16 protein-coding genes are annotated in these 25,496 nt (G+C 49.9%); 13 read left to right on the forward strand and 3 right to left on the reverse strand.

Annotated features, from left to right (window positions below):
- Positions 1 to 3: 3 nt before the first annotated feature.
- From DFR47_RS05205 to DFR47_RS05220, 3 genes are all read right to left on the reverse strand, one after another.
- Positions 4 to 8,151 carry a DUF7507 domain-containing protein gene (locus DFR47_RS05205; protein ID WP_113943354.1) on the reverse strand — a complete coding sequence of 2,716 codons (8,148 nt, stop codon included), beginning with the start codon at positions 8,149 to 8,151 and terminating at the stop codon, positions 4 to 6.
- 703 nt (positions 8,152 to 8,854) lie between these two features.
- A complete protein-coding gene (gene pepT, locus DFR47_RS05215; protein ID WP_113943356.1) occupies positions 8,855 to 10,087 on the reverse strand; it encodes a peptidase T in 1,233 nt (410 codons plus the stop codon).
- Between the two features lie 113 nt (positions 10,088 to 10,200).
- Positions 10,201 to 11,799, reverse strand: coding sequence for an ABC transporter substrate-binding protein (locus DFR47_RS05220; protein WP_113943357.1), 1,599 nt, complete (start codon positions 11,797 to 11,799; stop codon positions 10,201 to 10,203).
- 181 nt (positions 11,800 to 11,980) lie between these two features.
- On the opposite strand from DFR47_RS05220, the gene DFR47_RS05225 reads away from it, so the two are divergent.
- From DFR47_RS05225 to DFR47_RS05285, 13 genes are all read left to right on the forward strand, one after another.
- Positions 11,981 to 12,892, forward strand: coding sequence for a LysR family transcriptional regulator (locus tag DFR47_RS05225; RefSeq protein WP_113943358.1), 912 nt, complete (start codon positions 11,981 to 11,983; stop codon positions 12,890 to 12,892).
- A 100-nt stretch (positions 12,893 to 12,992) separates the two neighbouring features.
- Positions 12,993 to 13,664, forward strand: coding sequence for a DsbA family oxidoreductase (locus DFR47_RS05230; protein WP_113943359.1), 672 nt, complete (start codon positions 12,993 to 12,995; stop codon positions 13,662 to 13,664).
- A gap of 45 nt (positions 13,665 to 13,709) precedes the next feature.
- On the forward strand, positions 13,710 to 14,741 hold the full coding sequence (locus DFR47_RS05235) for a cyclase family protein (protein WP_113943360.1): 1,032 nt from the start codon (positions 13,710 to 13,712) through the stop codon (positions 14,739 to 14,741).
- 147 nt (positions 14,742 to 14,888) lie between these two features.
- Complete coding sequence (locus tag DFR47_RS05240) at positions 14,889 to 15,482, forward strand: DUF922 domain-containing Zn-dependent protease (RefSeq protein WP_113943361.1); 594 nt, start codon at positions 14,889 to 14,891, stop codon at positions 15,480 to 15,482.
- A 451-nt stretch (positions 15,483 to 15,933) separates the two neighbouring features.
- Positions 15,934 to 16,185: a hypothetical protein gene (locus DFR47_RS05245; RefSeq protein WP_113943362.1), complete on the forward strand. Its 252-nt coding sequence runs from the start codon at positions 15,934 to 15,936 to the stop codon at positions 16,183 to 16,185.
- A 63-nt stretch (positions 16,186 to 16,248) separates the two neighbouring features.
- Positions 16,249 to 16,971: an ABC transporter permease gene (locus tag DFR47_RS05250; protein WP_113943363.1), complete on the forward strand. Its 723-nt coding sequence runs from the start codon at positions 16,249 to 16,251 to the stop codon at positions 16,969 to 16,971.
- Positions 16,968 to 17,723: an ABC transporter permease gene (locus DFR47_RS05255; RefSeq protein ID WP_113943364.1), complete on the forward strand. Its 756-nt coding sequence runs from the start codon at positions 16,968 to 16,970 to the stop codon at positions 17,721 to 17,723. The genes DFR47_RS05250 and DFR47_RS05255 overlap by 4 nt, the downstream gene beginning before the upstream one ends.
- Complete coding sequence (locus DFR47_RS05260) at positions 17,720 to 18,514, forward strand: ABC transporter ATP-binding protein (RefSeq protein ID WP_113943365.1); 795 nt, start codon at positions 17,720 to 17,722, stop codon at positions 18,512 to 18,514. Before DFR47_RS05255 ends, DFR47_RS05260 begins: the two co-directional genes overlap by 4 nt.
- 136 nt (positions 18,515 to 18,650) lie before the next feature.
- A complete protein-coding gene (locus DFR47_RS05265) occupies positions 18,651 to 19,514 on the forward strand; it encodes a transporter substrate-binding domain-containing protein (RefSeq protein ID WP_113943366.1) in 864 nt (287 codons plus the stop codon).
- A gap of 178 nt (positions 19,515 to 19,692) precedes the next feature.
- A complete protein-coding gene (locus tag DFR47_RS05270; RefSeq protein ID WP_113943367.1) occupies positions 19,693 to 21,999 on the forward strand; it encodes a TonB-dependent hemoglobin/transferrin/lactoferrin family receptor in 2,307 nt (768 codons plus the stop codon).
- Positions 22,000 to 22,018: 19 nt separating this feature from the next.
- Complete coding sequence (locus tag DFR47_RS05275) at positions 22,019 to 23,740, forward strand: ABC transporter ATP-binding protein/permease (RefSeq protein ID WP_113943368.1); 1,722 nt, start codon at positions 22,019 to 22,021, stop codon at positions 23,738 to 23,740.
- A 24-nt stretch (positions 23,741 to 23,764) separates the two neighbouring features.
- A complete protein-coding gene (locus tag DFR47_RS05280) occupies positions 23,765 to 24,481 on the forward strand; it encodes a hypothetical protein (protein ID WP_113943369.1) in 717 nt (238 codons plus the stop codon).
- Positions 24,478 to 25,335, forward strand: coding sequence for a ChaN family lipoprotein (locus DFR47_RS05285; protein ID WP_113943370.1), 858 nt, complete (start codon positions 24,478 to 24,480; stop codon positions 25,333 to 25,335). Before DFR47_RS05280 ends, DFR47_RS05285 begins: the two co-directional genes overlap by 4 nt.
- The last annotated feature ends 161 nt before the right edge of the window (positions 25,336 to 25,496 follow it).

The raw sequence follows: 25,496 nt of genomic DNA on the forward strand, positions 1-25,496 counted from the left end.
GCTTCATTTCCCCACTTCTGAGCGGGTTTCAATTTCGAGCTGGTAATGCTCACCGTCTTTGCGCCAGCGTTCTGTAATCAGATCACGCAGGTGCTTGATCCGCTGCTTGGCGAGTTCCGGCTTGGTGTTTGCATCGACATAGCTCAGACGCAGAACCGATGGCTCCTTGCGCAATACGACGATCAGGCTGCTGATATTGTCAGCCCAGCGGCGCTTGAGTTCTGTGCTGTTTGCTTCAAACGCATCACCCTTCACATCAAGGCGAACGACACGGCCGATGGCAGCACCAAAGTTGAGCTTGGTCATTTTACCGGCTGTGAGGCGGACAACACGCGGGTTCTCCGTTGTCAGACGGTAGCCGCTCGGCAATGTGCGCGGGTCGAGCTTCATGATGAAGTTGGAACCGATACGCTGATCCGGCAGAGCCGCACAGGCAACATGGAAACGGCCATGTTCATCGGTTGTCACCAGCCAGCCTTTGGCGGTGGCAATCCGCACACCAGCAAGACCCGGCTCGCCTTCATCCTGATAACCGTTGCGGTTCTTGTCATCAAAGACCTTGCCGACAATATCACCGCAGTCGAACACAGGTTCCGCAACAATCTCGACAACCGCTTTTGCATCTTTGGCAATCGGTGTGCCGGTCTTGTCGGTGACCGAAGCCACGTTGGTGTGTTTACCTGGTCCCGCTGTGCTCAGTGCCAGCAGATCGACGCGGATTTCCAGCGTGGATTTTGGTCCCAGCGGCAGATTGTCAAAGCGGATCTGACGACCATTGACCACAGGCACAAACGGCTTACCATCCAGCGTTGCGGAATCTTCCACATAGCGGAAACCAGCAGGCATTGTGTCGATGACATTGACCGGACCGGCATTGCTGGTCGAGCTGTTTTCAACGCGGATGATGTAAGGCACACGCTCACCACGTTTGATCTGACGCAGCATTGCCTGTTTGGTAATGGTAACATCATTCGGCTCGGTTGCGGGTAAAGCAAACTCATCAGGATATGGTTTGGATTCATATTCCTTACCATTACGAATATTGCTCTTTGCTGTAGCGCTGTTCGTTACCTTCCCATTTCCAGCAGCGGCATCAATATCTTCCTGCGTCAGTACATATGTAGCTTTAAACTCCTGAAATTCTTGTGGTTTTAGTGTTACCGGAGCAGGTGTAAACGCAGACAGCTTGCCGGTCGCAGGCTTATTGTTAAAAACAGGTCCCTGATCAAATGGTGTTACATTGAACAGGACTGCATTACCGGTATTTGTAATGGTAAATGTATATTCAATTTTTTCACCGACCTCCGGATAACCATTACCGTTTTCATCAAGCCATCTACCTTTTTTAATGATTTCCAGCTCCGGCACCGGTGGTACAACCGGCACAATCAATTCTTCATCCGTATGAATATCCGGCCCCGACAAATCTGTGGTGGTTTTTGGCCCTGAACCGTCGTCATAGGTACCGGTCGCCGTTGCCTGATTAACAACCTGCTCATTGTCGATATCTGCAAGCGTAATGGCATAGACGGCTGTGAATATTTTCGATTCATTCGGTGCCAGATCACCTGCGTCGAACGATGACGGATTGATGCCCGGCAGCGGGTCTTCAACCTTCACATCGGTCAGTTCCATGTTACCGGTATTGGTGACGGTAAATGTATAGGTGATCTCCTGACCTTCTTCCGCAGGTTCTGTCAGGGCAGAGACAGCCGATTTCACAACCGCGATCGCAGGCACCTGATCCAGAGGCACAACAATCTCGTTGGACTCAACCGGCGGCACAGTCTCAGGCACTTTGGTGTTCGGATCGGTATAAATACCGGTCACACTGGCCTTGTTTTTAACTTCACCCTTCTGGATGTCAGACTGCTTGATTGCATAGGTCGCTGTCAGTGTGACTGCATTGGCAGCACCCGGGAGCAATGTCGCAATTCTCGTTTCTGGCATATCCAGATCTTGCAGCAGGTCTGTGACAACCACATCTGTCAGCGTGACGTTACCGGTATTGGTCACCACAAAACTATAGGTGATCAGATCGCCTGGCACCGGCGGCGTACTCAGCGCATGGGTTTCCGATTTGACAATGCTCAGGCCGGTCACTTTATCGAACGTCTGTTCTGTCGGCGTGTCATTATCAATATCTGTACCGGAAACATCCGTCACATCATCCGGCTTACCACCGACACTGCTACCGATAACCTTAGCGCTATTGGCAAAGAAACCTTGATCAATATCGTCCTGTGTCAGGGCATAGGTTGCGGTGAAGGCATCCGTATTCGCTGCCCCTGCTTCAAGCGGACCAGTCCAGCCGGACATGTTGTGAACAACAACACCTGCGACCTGATCTTCAATGCGGATTTTCTCAATCGTCACATTGCCGGTATTGCGGATTTCAAAACCGAAAGTGATGACATCACCTACCTGCGGCGGTGTGCTCAGAGCCGCATCCGTAATGGTCTTGATCAGACGGATCTGCGGATCACGGGGCAGGTCTGTGACCGACGGATCATCATTCTCAAACTCTGTGCCGCTGGTGTCTTTGACCACGTCAGTCGGAGTAACAACAGATGTACCGGTTGTTTCAGCAATATTGGTGACCTTACCGGCATCAATATCCGCTGCTTTCAGGGCATAGGTGCCGTGAACGGTAATTTCTGTATCCGCGAGGCTGTTGGCTGGTGTTTTTGCCGGAAGTGTAACCGTTTTCAGGCGTGCTTCATCATCGGCATTCAGCTCGAAGTCCGGCAGCTCATCCGTCAGGATGATATTGTTCAGTGCCACGTTACCGGTGTTACGGATCACCATTGTATAGGTAATCTTTTCACCGACTTTCGGTGGCGATGACAGGCCGGAAACATCGCCGGTCTTCTTCAGCGCAATCGCAGGTTTCTGCGGCAGCGGTGTCACCACTTCATTGGAATCGACCGGTGGCTGTGGTTTTTCAGGATCGTTAAAATCGATCTTGGCAATATTGCGTGCTTCACCGGCATCAATATCACTCTGTTTCAGCGGTGCAGTCACCGTGAAATCAACCGTGGCATCCGGTGCAAGGCTGGCTACCGACGCCGGAGTGATTACCGCATCAGCGAAATCATCACCAAGAACCAGATTGCTCAGCGTAACGTTACCGGTGTTTTTCGCGGTCACTGTCCATGTCAGCATATCGCCGACGCGCGGGTTTTCAGGCGCAGTTCCTGCCAGAACTTTTGTCAGCTCCAGTTTCGGGTTGCGGAATAGCTGAACTTTAAATTCAGACTCAATGTTGGGTACCGGCGTCTTGTCCGGCCCTGTAGTACCGCCTGCGGTTGCAATATTATGCACCTGCGCCGCATCAATATCCTTCAGAGCAACGGTATAAGTTGCATAGACCGTTTCAATATCGCCCGGCTGCATAGTGCCCAGAGAAAAGGCACCGGCTGGATCGGCAGTCACCCCTGCAAGCTGATCCGTGATTGTTACATCATTGAGGATCGTATTACCGATATTCTGGACCGTGAACTTATAACGGATCACCTCACCAACGACGCTTGGTTGCTGAGGAACATAATTCTCAGTTTCCTTCAGCAGCGTCAGGCCCGGCTTGCTCAGATTTGCAACAACATCTTCTGCAGTCGCACTTACCTTATCCGCATCACCTTTGGTGCTCCATTCACCGGTGGCGGTTGCTTTATTCGGCACTTTGCCGCTGTCCAGATCAGCCTGCGTCAGGAAATAATGCGCTTTAAATGTTGTGCTGTCAGATTTCTTCGGGTCAAGACGACTGATAACGGTGGCAGCATCAAGCCCTTCCAGACCAACGAGTTCGTCTGTCAGCTTGATATTAAACAGAGGCGTGTTGCCGGTATTGGTAACAGTAAAGCTGTACTTAACTTCATCATTAACCTGAGCAACACCGTCTTTCGGCGTGTAGTCATGTGTTTTTTTCAGTTCAATTTTTGGATTGAATTTCGGAGTAACATGCGCCGAGGTCTCTTTTTTGACTTCCTGTTTCGAATATTCACCGTTAGCAACAACATGTGCCGCATTGATATGCGCTGTTACCGGTATCGCCAACGGCACAACCGGACGCACAATAACAGTCATCAGAACAGTGCCCGAATTACCGGAAGCATTGCCACTTAAAGAATTGGCGCCGAGCTTGCCGTTTGAAAGCACAACCTCATTATCAACACCATTAAAATTTTGAGTTATATTCCCAAAAGTCGCTTCAATGGCTTTGATAGTATATTCACCTTCGGCAGGTTTTGTGCTTGTCGTATAGGTACCAAAGCTCCGGCCGGTCTTGCCCAAAACGTCCTTCAACTCAATATTAAAAAGCGGTTCAAGGCTCGGGTTTGTAATGATCAGCGTGTAAGGAATTTCATAGCTGCCATCATCCAGATAGGTGATGGTTCCAGCTGCTTTTGTCAGATCAATACGTGGTTCCGGGATAAGCGTGAAATCTTGATTTGTGCCATGAACTGCTGCTTTACCACCAGTAATTACGATATTTTCAATCAGGTTATGACCGACTGCGCGCGAAATAGCATCACTCTGTCCCGGCAAAGCCTTACCGTCCTGCAGGTGACTTTCATTTACTGACGCATAAGAAACACGATAAGTACCGGGTGGCAGATCTCCGAAATTATAGAGGCCGCCAGCTGTAGTCTGCGCTTTCTTTCGAATAACTGCATTATCGTGTGTAGCGATACCTTCCAGTGTCAACCAGACATCTTCAATGCCGCTATCCTGGCCATCATCCATAATGCTATTATTATTGAAGTCACGATAAATCTTACCGCTGATGCTACTTCCGTAAACAGTCTTAACTGTACCTGTTGAAGTGTTATCACCAAGCTTATCGTCATACTCGAAAGAGTCAGTATGCACAGTTGCTGTATTGGACGCAGCCTCAGCTTTAATGTCTGTAATTTTTGTAAAAAGTGTAACTTTTACGACTTCACCGGTATTGAGGTCGCCCAGTTTACAACTTACTTCACGATCATTTTCTTTACCGCTACAAATGCGGCCAGCCCCTGCCGGACTAATAACCGGCACATGTGTAAGCACCATACCGCTTGGCAATGTATCCTGCAGGGTTACATTTTCTGCGACATCAAGCCCTTCACCATCCTTATTAGTGACGGTAATTGTCCATGAAAACTCCTGCCGTAAATCGACGGTGTCTACATTCGGCACTTTGGTAACGGAAATATCTGAGCGTACACGTACAGTGGTATCTTCTATCGCGTAGTTATTACTTACAATGCTTTCATAGCCCGCACGCGTTTCATCCGAAGCGACATAAACACTGTTTTCATATACGCCGCGTTTAATCGCCTTCAATTTATAAGTGAAGGAAACTTTTTCCCGCGATTTCAAACGAGGTACAGTATAGACGATTTTACCGCCGGGCAGATCCGGAACGTGTGTAATTTCAGGCGTAAGCTCTGCTATTCCCGTATCAATGCGGGGATTTACAAAGCCGTTATCAGGCAGTGTATCCGTGATTGTCACATTCGTTGCATCAGACGGACCGCGATTTTCTACCGTTATCGTATAAAGAGCATCAGTACCGGTTTCGACCGGATCCTGATCATCTGATTTAGTAACGACAAGATCCAATTCAGGCGGCAAAATACCAACATCAAGGCTGGCACTATTATTTGTTGTATTCGCCTCCGGCGTTGATGTTGTAATCTCAACATTATTTGTGATTATCGTGCCAACAAGCTTAGTCGTCGGAATAACATTTACCGAAACATTTTCAACCGAGCCGTTGTGCAGAGTTCCCAGCTCACAAATAATTTTATTATTGTTAGCATCTGTAATGCTGTCTTGTTCTGGCGCAACGCAGGAACCAACCGTCGGAACAGCAGAAACGAAAATCAATCCGTCAGGAAGCGTATCGGTAACAACTACATCCTGAGCATCACTAAGACCGTTAATCGCTCTTGCAGTCAGCACATATTTCATCAACTGACCAGCATGTGCGCCGTTCTGTGCTGAGGCACTGGATTTTTCTACAGTAATATCTGTAACGGCTTCTACATTATAATCAGCAGAGCTGATATTATTATGGGTATTATTATCCGGCGTTGTTACTGAGAAGACTGTAGCAGTATTCGTTTTTTTACCTTCTGAGCCCGGATAAACGGTTACTTCCACAACAGGGCAATTTTGTGTACCTATTGTTTCGCATACAGGCAAGGATGGAATATTACAGTCTAAATCACCTGAATAGCCGGCTCCCGGAACTGCAGTACAGCCCAGCTTTGTGCCACCTGCGTTAATAATATTATAAGAAATTTTTGCCGGTGAACCACCGTTTTCATCAACGATCTGCTGAAATGCGTCCTTCAATTTTACATCAAGAGCTGCAGCTGGCCCCGCATTCTTTACTTTCAATCTGAATGTAATCGACTCACCGGATTTTACAGACTTGAGTACTTCTTCTCCGCCGACAACGGTTTTCTCAAGACTGACATCAGCCCAGTTATCCTTATCAGCGCTGGTTATTTCACCGGTTGATGCTGTGTTGTTTTTGATATCAGCATCCTGATTTTTATAATCAGGAAAAGACACCAGCATGGTATTAACAAGTTTACCAGCGGTCTCCACTTTAGTAGTAAGCACAATATTATCAGTGTGTTCACTCACTTCGAGTGGGTTCTTTGGTGTGTACTTACTGGTTGTACACACAATTTCAGTTGCCCCTTTGATCGGCACATCAGGACACACCCAGCCATCAGCCGCAATTTTAGTGACGGTCAAACCGGCAGGTAAAAAATCTGTAATTGTAAGAGGCCCTGAGAACCCGATATTCCCTTCATTGGAGGCGCTCAAACGAAAATCATATTCATTACCAACAGTAACAAGTTTACGATCCGGAGAGGTTTTTTTCGCCACCAGATCAACTTTAGGCTTAGCCACAATCACCGGCGTATCACTTGCTACGTTATTACCGTCAAAACCCTCACTCTCACTTTCGGATGAAATTTCGGCACTGTTTGTTACCGGCTTTCCGAGTTCTGTAGGCTTTATAGCTTCTGTTGTAATAATAATCGGCGTTCTAAACTCAGCGCCTTCAGTCGCACTGAACTCACACTTAACTAGTTGTGCAGCATGATCACATCGCCAGCCAACGCCATTCGTCAATTCAATAAACTTATAATTATCTGGCAGTTGGTCTGTAATCACAGCCTGCACTGGCGATGTTCCCGCATAATCAGGTGTCAGCGTAAAACTGACTTTCTGACCGGTCAGAACAGGGCTGGCTGACTGGCGTGTCTTCGTCAGACTGACATCGGTGCCTGCAAGCACCTGCAAATTCGCTTCTGCAAGATTGTTGTCATGAACCGGATCTTTTGTCTCACCAAGCGGCGCAACCTCTGCCGTAAACTTGATCGTGGATATATCTTCAGCAGTCACCTGCGAAAAGAAATCCAGCGCAATGGTCGTATTTGGTTCAATTGGACCATCAATTTCACAATTGATGTAATCTTCAAAGATTGCGCATCCGGTAGGTACAGTAATTTTCCGTGATATGCCAAACGGCAATGGCAAAGTAACTTTGGCGCCCCCTGATGGGTAAGGCCCATTATTAGTCAGAACTGCTGTAAATTTGGTCTGAGCACCGGCCTGAACTTGCGCATTATCCAGCTCAAGGTTCACCGCAAGATCGGCACCTTTTTCAACAGTCGTTCTTACGATACGCGAAGGCCCCGGGGCGGCCATAACTGCCCCCAGCTCAATCACGCCTTCACGTAGCGGACGCAGCTTAACGCTTACATTTTTAGCTTGCTGCAACGACAATTCAGGTACTTCACAAGTCACCGCGAGCGGCTCTGCCAGCGATTGTCCCGTTAAAGGATCCGGCAACGGGCTGCAGTTTTCCGGCCCATCCACACCCTGATAAATCGTATCTTTCGGAAGCGTAAAAGTAATGCTCGTAGCAGGCGTCAGCTGATGCTCATTATTTTCAATTCTGAAAACATATGACAAATCCTGGCCTGCAACGACCACTGCATTGCCAGCATTATTAATATTCAGCGTCCAGCCACCGGTCGCCTGAGCGGATGCATGATCTGCAAAAAACGGCAGAGACAGCGCAACAAAGCCTGCGACCTGTGCAAATCGCGACATGGTTTTCAATGTAGGGAATTTCATTAGCGGGCACTCGCCTCACAAGAAGAGAGCCAGAATGAAGACAACAGATTCACGGTCGCGGGTGAAGCCACCCGCGACTGAATGGAAACGCTCATCAGCATTTCGCCCCTTAAATTTTCAATTACAGAAAAGCCACGATCTTTAGATTTCGGCGCAAAGCTTGTGCGCGGCAAAAAAGAAGAGACTCTGATTCGCCATGCTGATAGGCCATTTTCAAAAATTAAAAAACCGTTAAAAACAAAATTCTGTGACCAAATATACAAATTCTTAAGAATTTGATATTTTTATCATAATTTCAGATGAAAATTAGCACTCTCTATAATCCTATGAATTTATTCAATTATTTAAAAGTTAAAATTTGATCAAATAGAAAAATAGACTGTTTATGAAAATAACAATCCAACGATGTCATTAACATCGCTCCCGTCTAAATAAAGATAGAATATATTTGTTTAAATTATTTATGAATTTTAAATTTTAAGAAATTTCAAGAAATTTTTCCAATTTTTCAAATAAAAGTTATATTTGATCATCCTATAAATCCAAATGCTGAAATCATTCACGATCGGACTTAAAAAATACTCAAACATTTTGACGGCACCGCACACAATGCGGCTACTCAGCAAAATTAAAATGTCGCTAAAAGAACAGGCGCGGACATAATCCGCGCCTGCACCATTCATAATCGTATTTGCGGGTCTAATCAGCGTTTAGCTGCTGCGCGTTTGAGAATCTCAATTACCATCTCTGATGCCTTATTCAGTGAAGCCACTGGCAGAAACTCATAGATCGAATGGAAGTTGTGTGCACCGCAGAACAGGTTCGGGCAAGGCAGACCTTTTTCTGACAGAACTGCACCATCATAGCCGCCACGCATCGGGATGGCATAGGACTCGACACCAATAGCTTTCATCGCTTCCAGAGCCAGCTCAACCGGATAGAAATTATCGCCCTTCAACCCTTCGGCAGCATTGCGATACATCGGACGATATTCAACCGACACTGTGCCCTCACCATGCAACTGGTTAAAGCTTGCAGCGAGTATATCAATGAAATTACGGCGTTTATCATAACCCTCTACCGTAAAATCGCGGATATCAACCACGATTTTGGCCGATGCCACGCTACCCTGAATGCCCTTGACCCAGTAATAGCCTTCACGATTTTCCGTATGTTCCGGCCGCTCACCGGCAGGCAACATACCAACATATTGCTGGGCATAGAGAATGGCATTGCGCAACTTGCCCTTGGCCGACATCGGATGGGCTGGCTGACCACGGAAAGTGATGTGAAACTCACCGGCATTCCAGTTTTCATAGACGATTTCGCCCACTGCACAACAATCCAGCGTATAGGCAAAATCCGCATTGAGGCTCGACACATCCAGTGCTTTCGCACCAAGCAGACCAATTTCCTCATCCGGTACAAAAACGACTTTAACCTCGCCATGTTCAATCTGCGGGTTATCCTGCAACACCTGCATGGCATGCATCACTTCAGCAATCGCTGATTTATTATCCGCCCCCAGCAGGCTGGTGCCGTCAGTGACGATAATACGGTCACCTTCATAATTTTTCAGCTCCGGAAATTCCTCAACACGCATCACGATATCAAGCGCTTTATTGAGGACGATATCCCCGCCCTGATACTCCACCACATGCGCCTTGGTATCCGTGGTATATTCACCACTGGTATCCATATGGGCGACCCACGCGATCACCGGCGCCTGACGGCTGGCATCTTTGATATTGGACGGCAATGTACCAACCACGATGGAATGATCTCTCATTTCCACGGACAGTCCCAGATCGCGCAGCTCTCCTGCCAAAAGATTAGCAAGTTCGGTCTGGCCGCTGCTGGACGGGAGTTTTCCCGCATCGGATACGGCTGTGGTATTAATACGGGTATAGTTCAGAAAGCGTTCAACAATATCCATCGGATTCTTTCAACTCAACTTACTGGTTCATTTCATCTTGCAGAAATGGCGCCGGTGACGGCGCCATTGATTTTGAAACAAGTGCTCACCAAAAACGGGTAAGATCGTGTCGCTTATTCTTCGATATCAACATCTTCAAAGAGATAACCGCCAAAAGGATCAACACGGAAATCTTTGACTTTTTTGCTGACCGGCTGTTCCATCACCTGATGGGCAATCGTCAGCCAAGGCGCCTGTTCTTTAAAGACCACCTGAGCCTGTTCATAAAGCTTGGTGCGTTCTGCCTGATCAGTTGTCAGCTTAGCCGCCTGAATAAGCTTTTCGAAATCCGCATTACACCAGTTGGCACGGTTACTGCTGCCAACCGCTTCACAGCCCAACAGCGCTGCAAGGAAGTTATCCGGATCAGCCATACCACCGGTCCAGCCAAGCATCACCGCGCCGTCATGGTCTTTTTCGAGCGAGCGCTTGAGATATTCGCTCCAGTCATAGGAGACGATCTCAGCCTTCACGCCAACCTTCGCCAGATCAGCCTGCATCAGCTCTGCTGCACGGCGGGCATTCGGCATGTAAGGACGCTGCACAGGCATTGCCCAGATCTTCATAGAAAGATCCTTGACACCGGCTTCATCCAGAAGCTTGCGCGATGCTTCAATATCATAGGCGTCGTCTTTGACGTCTTTATTATAACCCCAAACGCCCGGAGGCATTGCGTTGACCGCAACCATACCGGTTGAGCCAAACACGGCATCAATGATCGCAGGTTTGTTGATCGCCATGTTCAGCGCTTTACGCACGCGTACATCGTCGAATGGTGCAACGACAGTATTATAGGCCATGAAAGCAATATTCAGACCTTCTTTGCGCTGCACTTCAAGCGAAGGATCGGCTTTCATCTCATCAATATCCGCAGGGTTCGGATAAGCGATGATATGGCATTCACCCGCTTTCAGCTTCTGAAAACGTACCGATGCATCCGGCGTGATTGCGAAAATCAGATTGTCGATTTTCTGCTTACCACCCCAATAGTCAGGATTGGCCTGAAAACGCACAGCGCTGTTTGCCTGATAATCTACATATTGATACGGGCCGGTACCAACCGGCAACTGGCTCAGCTGATCAACCTTACCTTCCGCTACCAGCTGGTCTGCATATTCCTTGGACTGGATGACAGCAAAGGTCAGCGACAGCGAAGCAATCATGGTTGCTTCCGGACGGTTCAGCACGAATTTAACCGTATGATCGTCGATCTTCTGAATTTCTTTAATCAATGACGGGAAAGAATAAGCACCATATTGCGGCCAGGTTCCTTTACCGTAAAACGGGTTTTCTTTATTACCCTGACGATCAAAGCTGAAAATCACGTCATCCGCGTTGAATTCACGGGTCGGTGTGAAATAGCTGGTCGTCTGGAACTTCACGCCTTTACGCAGGTGGAAAGTATATTCTTTACCGTCTGCTGAAATCTCCCAGCTTGTCGCCAGACCCGGCTCCAGCTCTGTCGAGCCGCGCTTGATCTTGATCAGACCATTAGACACGTTACGCGCCGAAGCATCATATGTTGCACCTGATGTGGTGGTTGCCGCATCAAAATTGTCCGGCGCTGCTTCCGAACAATAGATCAGTGTTTTGGCTGAAGCCTGCGCCGAAGCCAGCCCGCCAAGCACCAATGCAAGCGCAGTGGCTGAAAGGGCCTTTGTATAAATATTCATATGGTATTCCCCAATTCCATCCGGCACCTGAGCAGATCAGGTGATTCCGTAGGGTAATAGTGGAACGATCTCTGTTTGAGTTCCATTGATTATTTTATATGAAACAACAATGATCCCAATTAATAACGGGCATACCAGCCAGAACTCATTTGTCCAAAGCAAAACCGGAACCTCCGCCCTCATGGATACATTCAACACGATGCGCACCTTTCGCCGTATTGTCGAGCTTGGCGGGCTGGCGAAAGCTGCAGAAGATTTGGGCATCTCTCCCGCGGGTCTCAGCAAACAATTACGGGCACTGGAAGCGCATCTCGATACGGTACTTATTCAGCGCACCACACGCAGCATGAGCCTGACAGAAACCGGCCGTACCTATTATGCCGATTGCTGCCGGATATTAGACGAGCTGGAAATGCTGGAGCGCTCAATCAAACAACAATCCCAACGGGTGAGCGGCAAATTACGTGTTAATACGCCTTTGTCTTTTGCACTGAGTACGCTCTCCCCGCTACTGGCCGAATTTCTGAAACAATATCCGGATTTGCAACTGGATTTGGTGATGGAAGACCGGCTGGTTGACGCCGTTGCCTATGGTTTTGATGTCTCCATAAGACTACGCAATACGCTGGAAGATTCCACGCTGATTGCCCGCCGCCTTGCTTCTCTCGAGCAGAAACTCTGTGCCGCGCCGGTCTATCTTGAGAAATACGGCACACCGGAAACAGCCGCCGATCTCCATCGCCATAAAATACTGAATTACAGTCTGGCACATACGCAAGGCGTTACCAACGACAGCGAAGCGCAGGAGCCGGACAGCAACGCTCTGTCGCCTAATGGTGATCATAGTCAGGTCAATAATAGTCTGATGCTGCGTGATCTGCTGATTGCCGGATTGGGGATCGGCGCCTTACCATCTTTCCTGGCAGACCCCGCCATTCGTGATGGCAAATTACAGCGCATCCTGCCTGCTCTCGTGAATGAACCGCGTCATATTTATGCAGTCTATCCGACCAGCCGCCATTTGCAGCCCAAGGTCAAAGCCTTTGTTGACTTTCTCAGTCAGCATCTGCCACGGGCTTTGCAGGTGGGCTGAGCACGCATTCTTAACCTGCAGTAAAAACTGTCTGCACCGCTACGTGCTTATTCCGCTGCGGTGAGACCGGTAATGTGATGTTCAACGAAAGGACATCACAATGACACTCCAAGCAAACACCCTCACCTCCCCGCTGATTATTGATTTCTATCATGATGCCGTATGCGGCTGGTGCTATGTTATGTCACCACGCCTGCGTCAGGTTGCTGGTGAACTCGGTATTCAGGTACGTCACCATACATTTGTGTTGCAGGATTCCCGCGAACAGATGGTGCAGGTATTCGGCTCTATGGAACGTGCCAAGAGCGAAATTCTTGGTCACTGGAAGGCCTGTGCCGAACAAGACGATGCACAGCGCATCAATATTGAAGGCATGCGCGCCCAAAGTTTCGAATATCCGAACGGACTGGCTTCGGCACTCGCCTGTCAGGCTGCCCATATGCTTGGCGGACACACAGCCCATTGGGATTATTTCGACGCAGTACAGCGTGCCCATCTCACCGAAAACCGCAATATCAGTGATGCCGTGGTGCTCACAGATATTGCTGCATCTCTGGGTTTCGACCGCGACGCTTTCACCACCGCTATGACCAGTGAAGATGCAGCACAACGCGTACAAGCAGACCGCATGCAGGCCATGCAGCTTGGTATCCGCTCAATTCCCACTCTGATTGTCAGCTCTGCGGACAAAACAACCGACCCGATCCGTTTGCAAACCACGCCTGCCGAACTGCTGAAAAGTCGTTTGCAGGACATGATGCAAGCCGCCTGAACACTTCCTCCCCTCCCGAACACTATATTTCCCAAAGGAACCACCATGCCTGTAAATTTCTCCGGCCGCTTGCTCGGCCTGCTGATGCTCGGCACTGCCAGCCTCTCCGCAAGTTTTTCCCCTGCTCTCGCGGACACCGCAGCCAAACCGGCTGTTGCTGCCAGCGGACAGGAAGTCGGTATCAGCCCGTGGGGGCCGGAAGATGAAATCGGCCGCCTCAATCTGATTACCCCCGCTTCACGTGCGGCCATTCTCTCCCGTATCGAGGGCAGTAAAGTCTATGATCTGGCGACAGATTATTATCTGGGCATGCCGAGCTGGCAGGATGCCGGTGACCCGCATTATCAATTCTGGATGACCCATACGCCGCGCGGCACCGAGATTGACGACCCGATGGGTGTCGGCAAAGATATGAACACGACCCGCAGCTATACCGGCACGGCTTTCTCCATGTATAGCCATACCGGCACACATATTGATGCACTCAACCATTTCGGTATTCACGGCAAAATCTGGAACGGTTTCAAAGCTGATGAACATCTGGGCGATCGTGGCTGGAACCGCACCGGCATTGAAAAATTCCCGCCGCTGATTGCCCGTGGCGTGATGATTGACGTGGCTGCCGCCAAAGGCGTGGATATGTTGCCGGATCAATACCGCATCACACCGCAGGATCTCAAAGATGCGCTGGCCAAACAGAAAACCACACTTCAGGAAGGCGATATCGTTCTGATCCGTACCGGCCGCATGAAACTCTTTAATGATCCGAAAGCTTATATGGCTGCACCTCCGGGAATGGGGCTGGATGCAGCACGTTATCTGGTTGAAGAAGGCGGCGCGATGATTGTCGGTGCGGATAATCTGAGCTTTGAAACCTTCCCGTCAGAAGTCGCGGATGATTATGTACCGCTACATACCTATCTGCTGGCACAGCAGGGCGCACCGATTATTGAGCTGATTGCTCTGGATGAACTCTCAAAAGATAAAGTCTATGAATTTGCCTTTATCGGTGGGCCTCTGAAAATCCGTGGGGGTGATGCGGCACCACTGCGTCCGGTTGCGATCCCTGTACGATAATTCAAATAGCTCAATACAACAGCATCATCCGGCAGGTCCGAAAAACCTGCCGGATTGGTGATTCCCCTGCCGGTCAAAATGCTTTAAGTGTTGCAGACAGCCGGTTCCGGCAATCCTATTTAGTGTCGGTCAAACCGGAAATTATTGATGTCAATAAAAAGCATTTTCTATACGCTGCTCGCAGGCAGCACGCTCTGGGCAGGTCACGCACAGGCCGAGGTCATTGAAAAAATTGAGACTTATGCGATTTCCGGCACCTCAGGCCCAGCACTTTATGCTGCCATTGGCGAAAAAGGCCCGCTGATCGGCAAGAATATCCGCACCATTGCCCATACCAATTTCACGCTGCTCTGGTCGCGCAAGTATAAAACCGACGACGGCAATTGCACATTGGTGTCCGCCAAGCCCAAACTAACCATCACTTATACATTGCCGAAACCGGCACAAAAGCTGCCGCTGCAAACCGCAGCACTCTGGTCAACTTTCTATGATGGCATTGAAAAACATGAACATATTCATGGTGATTACATCAAAGAGATGGTGCAGAAGATTGAAACGGCAACCGTCGGCATGTCTGTTGCCAAAGACCCGAAATGCGTAAAATTCAAAACAGAACTGAACAAAGTACTCTCAGAACTGTTTCAGGAACAACGCCAGCGCGGCCGCGATTTTGACCGCCTGGAAATGTCACAGGGCGGCAATGTCCATCAATTGATCTTGGGGCTGGTCAACAGCCGCTGAAAGAGCACACCTCCTGTGTATAAGTCCTGAGTGCGACTCCGAAAGTCGTATCCAGAACATAGATTTATTACCGCAAAACCACACTTAAATGCACAAAACGGCATATTATTAGCTCAAATTGGCAGAATGATATGCCTTTTTGAGCATTATTGTGCCTGTACTCTGCCATTTCGTCACTGTAGTTATCTGCGCGGCAGAAAGTGGAGGTTGTCTGCAACGGAGGATATGTCCTGCCCCTGACAGGTCTTTGCATACACACTATCAACATCAAACTATGTTGAATGTGAGCATATTATGCAAAACAGCACTTGTATGCGGAGCCAAGGAATTTTATCAGAACGCAATAATAAGTTGTATTACCGGTTGAGGTTCCCAGCCTGACGGGTAAATCCGCGCGAAAGCGCTATAATAGCAGACACCCTGTGGAGCGCAGGGGCAAACGGAGCAGGCAATGAAAAATCATTCTGATATCTGGGATATCGTGGAAGAGAAAAGCCCTGCTTATTTTGACTTCAGCGACATCATCGGTGCCTGTTGTGTACAGGATACACGACTGCCTTCATGGAAAATGGCCGGACAAATGGTTGCGCGGGCTGATATGCCTGCTGCCCGTGCCGGTCAGACCAAGCGCTCCGGCGCAACAATTTTCATCCGTCCTGCAACGGACGATGCTCAGCCAGCCTTGCCCCGTCAACTGCATTAAAGGCTGGCTACAGGATATGACTATGACTTTCTCTCTTTTATTCTCCAACAGGCCAAGGACATTATGAAGCAACTCAGCTTTTTTGAAATCCTCAGCTTCGGGCCTGACGGCTGGGGGCATGTTCTGCTCACCGGTGCCTTGATGAGTGTTGCCCTTGCTGTGACCGGCTTTTTGCTCGGCGCTGTCATCGGTGTGTTCGGCGCATGGGCTAAAATCTCCGGCGGACGTGTAACCCGTACCATTGCGGACGGCTATACAACGGTCATCCGTGGCATTCCCGATCTGCTGATCATCTATCTGTTTTATTTCGGTGGCAGTGCCGCGATTACCGCAATCGGCAAATTGTTCGGTGCTGAGGGTTTCCTCGGCTTTCCGGGCTTCCTCGCCGGTATGCTGGCCATCGCTATTTCATGTGGCGCGCATCATACGGAAGTTTTCCGTGGTGCGTTTAAAGCCGTTGCCAAAGGCGAGCTGGAAGCAGCAACAGCCTGCGGCATGGGTCGCTGGATGAAGTTCCGCCGTATTATTGCGCCTCTGTCACTGCGTCATGCTTTGCCGGGTCTGGGCAATGTGTGGCAGGTCTCCTTGAAAGAATCCGCTCTGGTGTCTGTCACCGGTGTTGTGGAACTGCTGCGTCAGGCACAGATCGGTGCCGGTTCTACCGGTCTGCCGTTCAACTTCTTCCTGATCGCCGGTGCTCTCTATCTGCTGATTTCGTCTATTTCCGGCGGCATTCTGCAATCTGCTGAGCGCTATTTCTCGCGCGGTGTGAGGAGAGCCCAATGAGTTTTGAGTTTTTCGCTGAATCTTTCATGGCGATGCTGGCAGGTTTGCCGCTGACCCTGAAACTGGCAGCAACTGCCATTGCGCTGGGTGCCTGTCTTGCGCTGATCATCGCGATGATGCGTCTGTCCGGCAATATCGTGCTGGACTGGATTGCACGCATTTATGTGTTTGTGTTCCGCGGCACGCCGCTGCTGGTGCAGATCTTCATCATTTATTATGGCCTCAGCCAGTTTCCGGCAGTGCGCTATTCCTTCCTGTGGCCGATCCTGCGTGAGCCTTACTGGTGTGCAGTGATTGCCCTGACGATGAACACTGCGGCCTATGCCGGTGAGATCATCCGTGGCGGTCTGCTGTCCGTGCCCCATGGCCAGATTGAAGCTGCCAAAGCCTCCGGCATGTCGCGCTTCACCACCTTCCGCCGTATTGTGATGCCGCTGGCTATCCGTCAGGCGCTGCCTGCTTACGGCAATGAAATGATCTCTATGGTTAAAGCCACATCGCTGGCCTCGATCATTACACTGATGGAAGTAACCGGTATTGCAGCCAAGCTGATTGCCGAAAGCTACCGCGCCATTGAAGTCTTCATTGTTGCAGGTGCGATCTATCTTGCCATCAACTTCATTCTGACCCGTCTTCTGCTGCTGGCTGAATATCGTCTGACCCCGTATCTGCGTCAGCCTGTTCCTGTCAGCGTCTCTGCCAGCACTTCAAATTCTGGCGGCCAAGTTCCTACAGAAGGAAAATCCTCGTGAGCACCACAGTATCCGCATCCAAGCCGGTCGCGCTGAAAGTTGAAGACCTGCGCAAAAACTTCGGTCAGGTCGAAGTACTGAAAGGTATTTCACTCGAAGCCCGCGAAGGCGAAGTGATTTCCATTCTCGGTTCTTCCGGTTCCGGCAAATCCACACTGCTGCGCTGCATCAACCTGCTGGAAATTCCGACCTCCGGTAAAGTCACCATTTCCGGTGAAACCATCAAAATGGCGCAGAATTCCAAGGGCGAAAGCTACCCGACCGACAAAAAACAGGTCTCGCGCATTCGTTCGGAACTCGGCATGGTCTTCCAGAGCTTTAACCTCTGGTCCCATAAAACCATTCTGGAAAATGTGATCGAAGCACCTATCTATGTACAGGGGCGCAACCGCGCTGAAGTCATTGAAGAGGCCGAAGCATTGCTGGCAAAAGTTGGTATTGCCGACAAGCGCAACTATTATCCGTCGCATATGTCCGGCGGTCAGCAGCAGCGTGCAGCCATTGCCCGCGCGCTGGCGATGAAGCCAAAGGTTATGCTGTTTGACGAACCGACTTCCGCGCTTGATCCGGAGCTGGTTGGCGAAGTTCTGCGCGTGATGCGCGGTCTTGCCGAAGAAGGCCGTACCATGCTCGTCGTAACTCACGAAATGGGCTTTGCCCGCGATGTGTCCAACCGCGTTGTCTTTGTGCATCAGGGTCAGGTTGAAGAAGACGGTGCGCCGTCTGAAGTCTTCACCAATTCCAAATCAGAGCGTTTCCGCAAATTCATCAGCCACGATAATGCGGCTTAAAAGCATTTCCAGCAAAAATGCGAAGCAGTTTTGCGTAGGATAGTGCGTAACGACAAAGATACAGAGCGGCTCAAAAGTTCAATCCTGAATGGAGCCGCTCTAAATGAACAAGAATAATTGTAAACAGGGTGCTTCTATGAAAATCAGCCTCATCACCAAATCGCTTCTTGCTTCTGCAATGCTGCTCGGTGCCGTATCGGCCAGTGTCACTGCACAGGCTGAAGAAAAGAAATGGACCAAAGTAACCATCGCAACTGAAGGTGCTTACCGTCCGTACAACTTCACCAAAGCTGACGGCACACTCGACGGTTATGAAATCGAGCTGAGCAAATATCTCTGCGACCACATGAAAGTGGAATGCACGATTGTTGCAACACCGTTCGACAGCATGATCCCTGCGCTGAACGCCGGTAAATTCGATGCGATCATGGCTGGTCTGACTGCCACTGCTAAGCGCGAAGAAACCATTGATTTCTCGGTTTCCTACGGCCTGACACCACAGACTTTCGCGACGCTGAAAGACAGCCCGTATGCGAAACTGCCACATACCGGTGAAACCGCGTTTCTTGCAAACGACGACGAAGCTACCAAGAAGCTGATCAGCGAATTCGCAACTTCGATCGAAGGCCGCACCGTTGGCGTACAGACCGCTTCGCTCGGCCTGACACTGCTCAACACCTATTTCAAAGATTCCGCTGATATCCGCGAATATAAAACCACTGAACAGCATGATCTGGATCTGAAGTCCGGTCGCGTTGATCTGGTTGTTGCTTCGCTCGCTTATCTCGCCGACGCTGCTAAAAAACCAGGTAACGAAGACATGGTTCTGACCGGTCCTTACTTCAAAGGTGGCGTATTGGGTCGTGGTGTTGCTGTAGGTCTGCGTAAGAACGAACCTGAGCTGCAGAAGAAGTTCAGCGAAGCGATTGAAGCTGCAAAAGCTGACGGCACAATCAAGAAGCTGTCCGAAAAATGGTTCGGTTTCGACGTAACTCCGTAAGTTACTGATAAAATTGAAATAATTAAAATGTGGCTGCGATTTTCGTGGCCACATTTTTTTATGCCTGTTGTCCGCAAGAAGCCCGCTTGACAGATTGTCGCACGTAGATTATCGCAAGAGAATAAACATGAGTCAATGAGTCATATTAAAACTTCTTTTCAGGCGGGCGGCTTCAGACATGAACAGACATTCTCCGATAGCAACCGGACTAACGCTTATCTTGCTCAGCACATCCGCTCTTGCGCTCGCGCAGGCTGCACAGGCGCAGGTGCCGGCCCAGCAGCCAGCAGCGGATAAAAATACGCAGCAGACTGCTCCCCTCACCGAACAACAGCAAATTCAGTTAAGGCAGATCACAATTACTGCTGCGCGCACATCCGGCACGGTGCTTGACTTGCCCATGACTGTGAATGTTATTAGCGGTGCTGATCTGGAACGGCGTGTGGTGCGCGATATTCAGGATATGGTGCGCTATGAGCCGGGTGTCAGCGTTAACCGCCTCACATCCATGACCAATCCTTTTGGTCAGCTTTCCAGCTTCTCCATCCGTGGTGTCGGCGGCAACCGTGTGCAGATGCTGGTTGACGGTTCGCGTATTCAGGAACAGATCACCGACGGCAGCCGTGATTTTGTTGACCCGTTCAACATGAAAGCCGTTGAAATCATCCGCGGGCCAAACTCTGTACTTTCCGGTGCCGATGCACTGGGCGGCGTTGTTTCCTTCCGCACTATTGATCCTGAGGATATCCTCAAGGGCGACAGGGCATGGGGCGGAGAGATCAAGCTCGGCTATGATTCCTATGACAACAGCTTCCGCAAGCAGATTACCGGAGCAGCACAGGCCGGTGATTTCAAAGTACTCGGCTCCTTTGGCCATATCGGTTCTTCGGAAATCAAAAACCGCAAGGGCTATGCCGATGGCGCTATCTGGGGTTGTCCGCGCCAGAATATTCTTGCCTGTAACAAAGCATTTCCGGCAGATACCGATGCCTATAACGGCCTGATGAAACTGCAATGGAACCCGAACAGCGACAATCAGTTTATGCTGACAGGCGAATGGTTTGACCGCAAAACTTCCATTGATCAGGTTTATGACTCTTCATCTGCAATGATGGGCTATAAATCCAACAGCTGGGATCGCGAGTTGGAAATGCGCCGCTATCGCATTGCATTAGAACATGACTGGCAGGTCGATGCACCGTGGCTCGATGCAGTAAAATGGAAAGTCTCCTATTCACCGCAGAAGCGCGATACGCTGAGCAACCAGTTCCGCACCTATTCAAGCCGTAAAGAACAGCGCACTCAGATCCGCAATTACGGCGAAGAATTTATTGAAGCCGATCTGCAGCTGACCTCCTCCTTCAGCCTTGGTGCAACGGATCACACCCTGATCTATGGTTTTGACGGCGATCTGACCAAGACCACCTATGAAGGCACAGATATCACCCGCAATCTGACGACCGGCACCACGACCACCAGCATCAACAAAGGTTTCAACTTCCCCCGTGTTGATACAACACGCGCAGATTTTTACCTGCAGGATGAGATCAAACTGCTGGATGAGCGTCTGACTATTACACCGGGTTTGCGTCTTGCGACCTATTCGATCGACCCGACCAAAGATGACGACTATGTGTCGCTGCCGGGTTATGAACCTCATAAGATCGACAAGACCCGCCTGATCAAGCGTCTTAGCGGTACATACAAACTTGATGATACCTATTCGCTCTACGCCTCCTATGGTGAAGGCTTTAAAATGCCGACATCACAGCAGCTTTTCGTCTCTTCAGAATCTATCGGCTCCACCGGCATGGTTGAGACTATTCCGAACCCGAACCTGAAACCGGAATTTGTGCGCAGCTATGAAGCCGGTTTACGTGGTGAACTGGATCGCGGTTATTTCAGCTTCACCGGTTTCTATGCTGATTATAAAGACTTCATTCGCGGCTTCCAGCCGGTGCCGGGCACTGCCGAACGCTATACATCGGACAATGTTGACAGTGTGCAGATCTGGGGTTTTGAACTCGGCGGTGAATATGAGGTTTATGACAATCTCTTTGCCAATGCCGCCCTCTCCTATCAGCGCGGCAATCAGCGGCTCAATGCAGGTTCTGACAAGACTGCCTTTGACGGTGCCGTTCCGCTCACTGTCGTTACCGGTCTGCGTTATCTGATACCGGAATGGAAACTGGAAACCGAACTGGTCGGCACATTTGCCAAGGGCGTAACCCGCCGCGCTGATCCGGATGCCTATAAACCAGCCGGTTATGCCGTGTTTGATGTATATGGCAAATGGAAGCCAACCGAGATGATTGATGTCAATTTCGGTGTGCAGAATATTTTCGACAAGCGTTATTTCCCGAATACGCTGGCCGGCACTTATCTGAACACTCCTTCATCAAGCAGCGTCGCCAATCAAAACCCGCTGGAAATGCAGGTCGCTCCGGGGCGCACCTACAAACTCGGCGCGACAATGCGTTTCTGAGTAGCGGAGACTTCAGATTATGCATGTTCTGCGGCAAATATACCGTCTTGCCCGCCTGTGTATCGCGGGCAAAGGTGCCAAACTCAGCCTGCTTCTGCTGAGTTTGGTTATCGCTCTCGATCTGGCAGGCGTCTGGTTCTCTATCCGTATGATCAGCTGGACTGCCGATTTCTACAATGCACTTGAGAAAGTCGATACTGAAACCGTCATTACCCAGATCGGCCTGTTTGCTCTGATTGTCGGCAGTAATTCGCTGCGCAGCCTGATCGGCAGCTATTATCAAAAAATACTCGAAATTCGCTGGCGTGAAGTGCTGACCGGTAAGGCACTTGATCTGTGGTTCACCAACAAAGCCTATTGGCACCTGACACAGGGTGAATGCAGTCGGGACGTTGACAATCCGGATCAGCGTATTGCTGATGACTGCAAGCTGTTTGTGCGCGGTTTTCTGAGCGAAGGTATTGAACTGATCGGCCGTGTTGTCGGCCTGTTTTCCTATCTCGTTTTGCTATGGAGCCTCTCGACCTTTGCACTGAGTTTCACCTTACTGGGTTTCGACATCACCATTCCGCGCTATATGGTTTGGGCTGTCTTTATCTATGTCGGTCTGTCGACCATGCTGACCTTTGTGCTCGGCAAACCTTTGAAAAAGCTCTTTGAAGCTCAGCAAAAGCGTGAGGCGGATTTCCGCTACTCATTGGCAAGACTGCGTCAATCCACGGAAGAAATTGCTCTGCTGCGTGGCGAAAATGCAGAACGCGATCTGCTTGACCGCCGCTTTGAGAATGTTCGAGCCAATTGGCGTAATCTGATTATCCGTGAATTCTGGCTCGGTTGTTTTACCACGCCCTATCAGTTCACCATTTTGCGCATCCCGTTATTTGTTGCACTGCCGGCCTATCTGGCAAAAAGTGTAACACTTGGCGGATTGATGCAGGTTGCCGGTGCTTTCAGCAATGTGGCAACAACTCTGTCATGGTTCGTTTTCTATTATAAAAAACTGGCTGATCTCGCCGCCACAGCCGGACGTCTGGATGTCTTCCTCAATGCCGCACAGGACGCAGCACAACGTCGTATTGCCATTGAACATTCAGCTGATACGGATGAAATGCTGCATATCAAAGATTTGCACCTGACCACTCCGAATGGCCAGACATTGCTGCATCTCGATCAGCTTACCGTCAAAAAAGGGGAGACGGTCTGGCTACGCGCACCGTCCGGTTTTGGCAAGTCAACTTTCTATCGCGCGGTTGCTGGTTTCTGGCCGCATGGAACAGGCACGATCAGCACCAATTTGCATCATGCGCTGTTTCTGCCGCAAAAACCCTATTTTCCGCAAAACGATCTTTATGCTGCGGTGAGCTATCCGCATCCGGTGACGGATTTTGACAAGGCTGATTTGCAGCAAGCGATTAAAGATGTCGGCTTGGGTAACAGCTCCGCAATGTCGCTTGAACAAGAGGCACAAGGCCATCCGCTGATGATCTCCGGTCTGTCCGGCGGCGAGTTACAACGTCTGTCACTTGCCCGTGCATTGATCCAAAAACCGCAATGGCTGTTTCTTGATGAGGCAACCTCCTCGCTGGATAAACAGGCCGAAGCGCAGTTGCTGCAATTGCTTCGTACCCGTCTGCCGGAGACCGCCATCATCATCATTGCGCATTCCGCAATGGAAACCAGCATCAAACCACGCATTATCGATTTGAATATTCTCTCAGTACCTGCCAGTGCGGCAGCCTGACGGGCAGAACAGGACCTATACGCCATGCAAAACCGCCGCGAACAACTCAATATTGACCTTTTCACTCTGCTGCAAAAACTGCCGGACATCGGCAAGCTGATGGTCAATTCCAAAAATCTTGGCGCCACGCATGAGCGCATCGGCACCGTAGAGCGTGTATATTTTGCTAATGGCCGTATTGCTATCACTGGTGCCGAGCATCACAGCAGCCTTGATCCGTTTGCCGTTACTCAGATCATTATCGACCGGACCAGCATCATGCGTGATAAATGTTATCCGCGCATTGATATGCTGGATAAGGATGGTGAAGTCGTCGCCAGTGTAATTCGCTTTGACGGGATTGAACCTTTCGATGCCGCACTGGCAGAATTTGGTGCAGGCACGGCACTCGAAGAGAAGGTCAAAGACGAAACAGCAGCGGATCGCAAAGAAATCCGTGAGGATGATGGCGGCTTAAAGCCTTTTAAACAGGCTGAAACTGACAAAGCCGATATTCGTATTGAACTGGATCTGCCACATTTTCATCAGCAATGGCAGGGTGCTATGCCTGAAATCCGGTCAACGATGGGTTTTATCAATGTGATGGTCAGCGATTTCCACCTCCACCTCAAAGGCGACAGCGTTGATAGCTGGCAGCAACAGGAAACGCATGAAGGCACAAGCTATGCAGCCTATAATGCGGCACAAAAACCGCTGGGTCTCGTTGTTACCCTGCTGAAACAGGACGGTGTCGCAGCATGACCAAAAACACTGACACCGTATTTCACCCGCAAACCACATGGCTTGATCCGGCGCAAAAACAACTGACAGATTACCCCCAGCTGATGCGGGAACTGTCACAGCAGCAGATTGTGATGCTCGGGGAGTATCACGACCGCTATGATATTCACCGCTGGCAATTACAAGTCTGCAGCGGCCTGCTCGCACATCGTCAGGATATTGCAGTTGGCTTTGAGATGTTTCCGCGTCGATTACAGCCGGTACTGGATGCATGGATTGCCGGTGAGATGGATGAACCGCTGTTTCTGGAAAAAGCCGAATGGGGCACAGTTTGGGGTTTCGACAGCGCGCTTTACATGCCGATTTTCCGGTTCTGCCGCGAGGCGGGTGTACCGATGCTCGCACTTAACTGCCACCGACCGCTTGTTACCCGCGTCGGCAAAGAAGGCTGGGATGCCGTGCCTGTTGAAGAACGCGACGGCTTAACGCCTGCCAAAGATGCGACGATGGCTTATCGGGAATATCTCTTTGCCATAACCAATGGCGGGCCGCCATGGATGAAAGACAAGTCTGCTGCCTCACCGGAGTTTGACCGCTTTGTGCGGGCGCAACAGGTCTGGGACAGAGCGTTTGCCTGTAATATCGCCAATGCTCTGTACGATAATAAAGCCGGACTGATTATCGGCATTATCGGTCAAGGTCATCTCGAATATGGCCACGGCACACCGTTTCAGTTGCGGGATTTAGGCATCGAGAAACAGGCTGTATTGCTGACCTGCGACAAGCCGCTTGATGAAGCAAAATTAGTGCAGAATTACGCGAAGGCCGTCTATCGCCTGCCGCAAAATTTCACTCCGGCTCCTTCACAAGCCTGAGCGAGTGCAGGATGTTGCAATGCTTTAAGTCTGAACTCCTTGAGACAACGGAATATCATGCATTTGATCACTCTGCAGATCATCGCATAACCGCATGATCTGATCCGCAATACTGATGATCCCTGCCCTGTAATATGATTGGACGACAAAGCAATATCGCT

Source organism: Pseudochrobactrum asaccharolyticum, from assembly GCF_003314995.1.
GTDB classification, from domain to species: domain Bacteria; phylum Pseudomonadota; class Alphaproteobacteria; order Rhizobiales; family Rhizobiaceae; genus Pseudochrobactrum; species Pseudochrobactrum asaccharolyticum.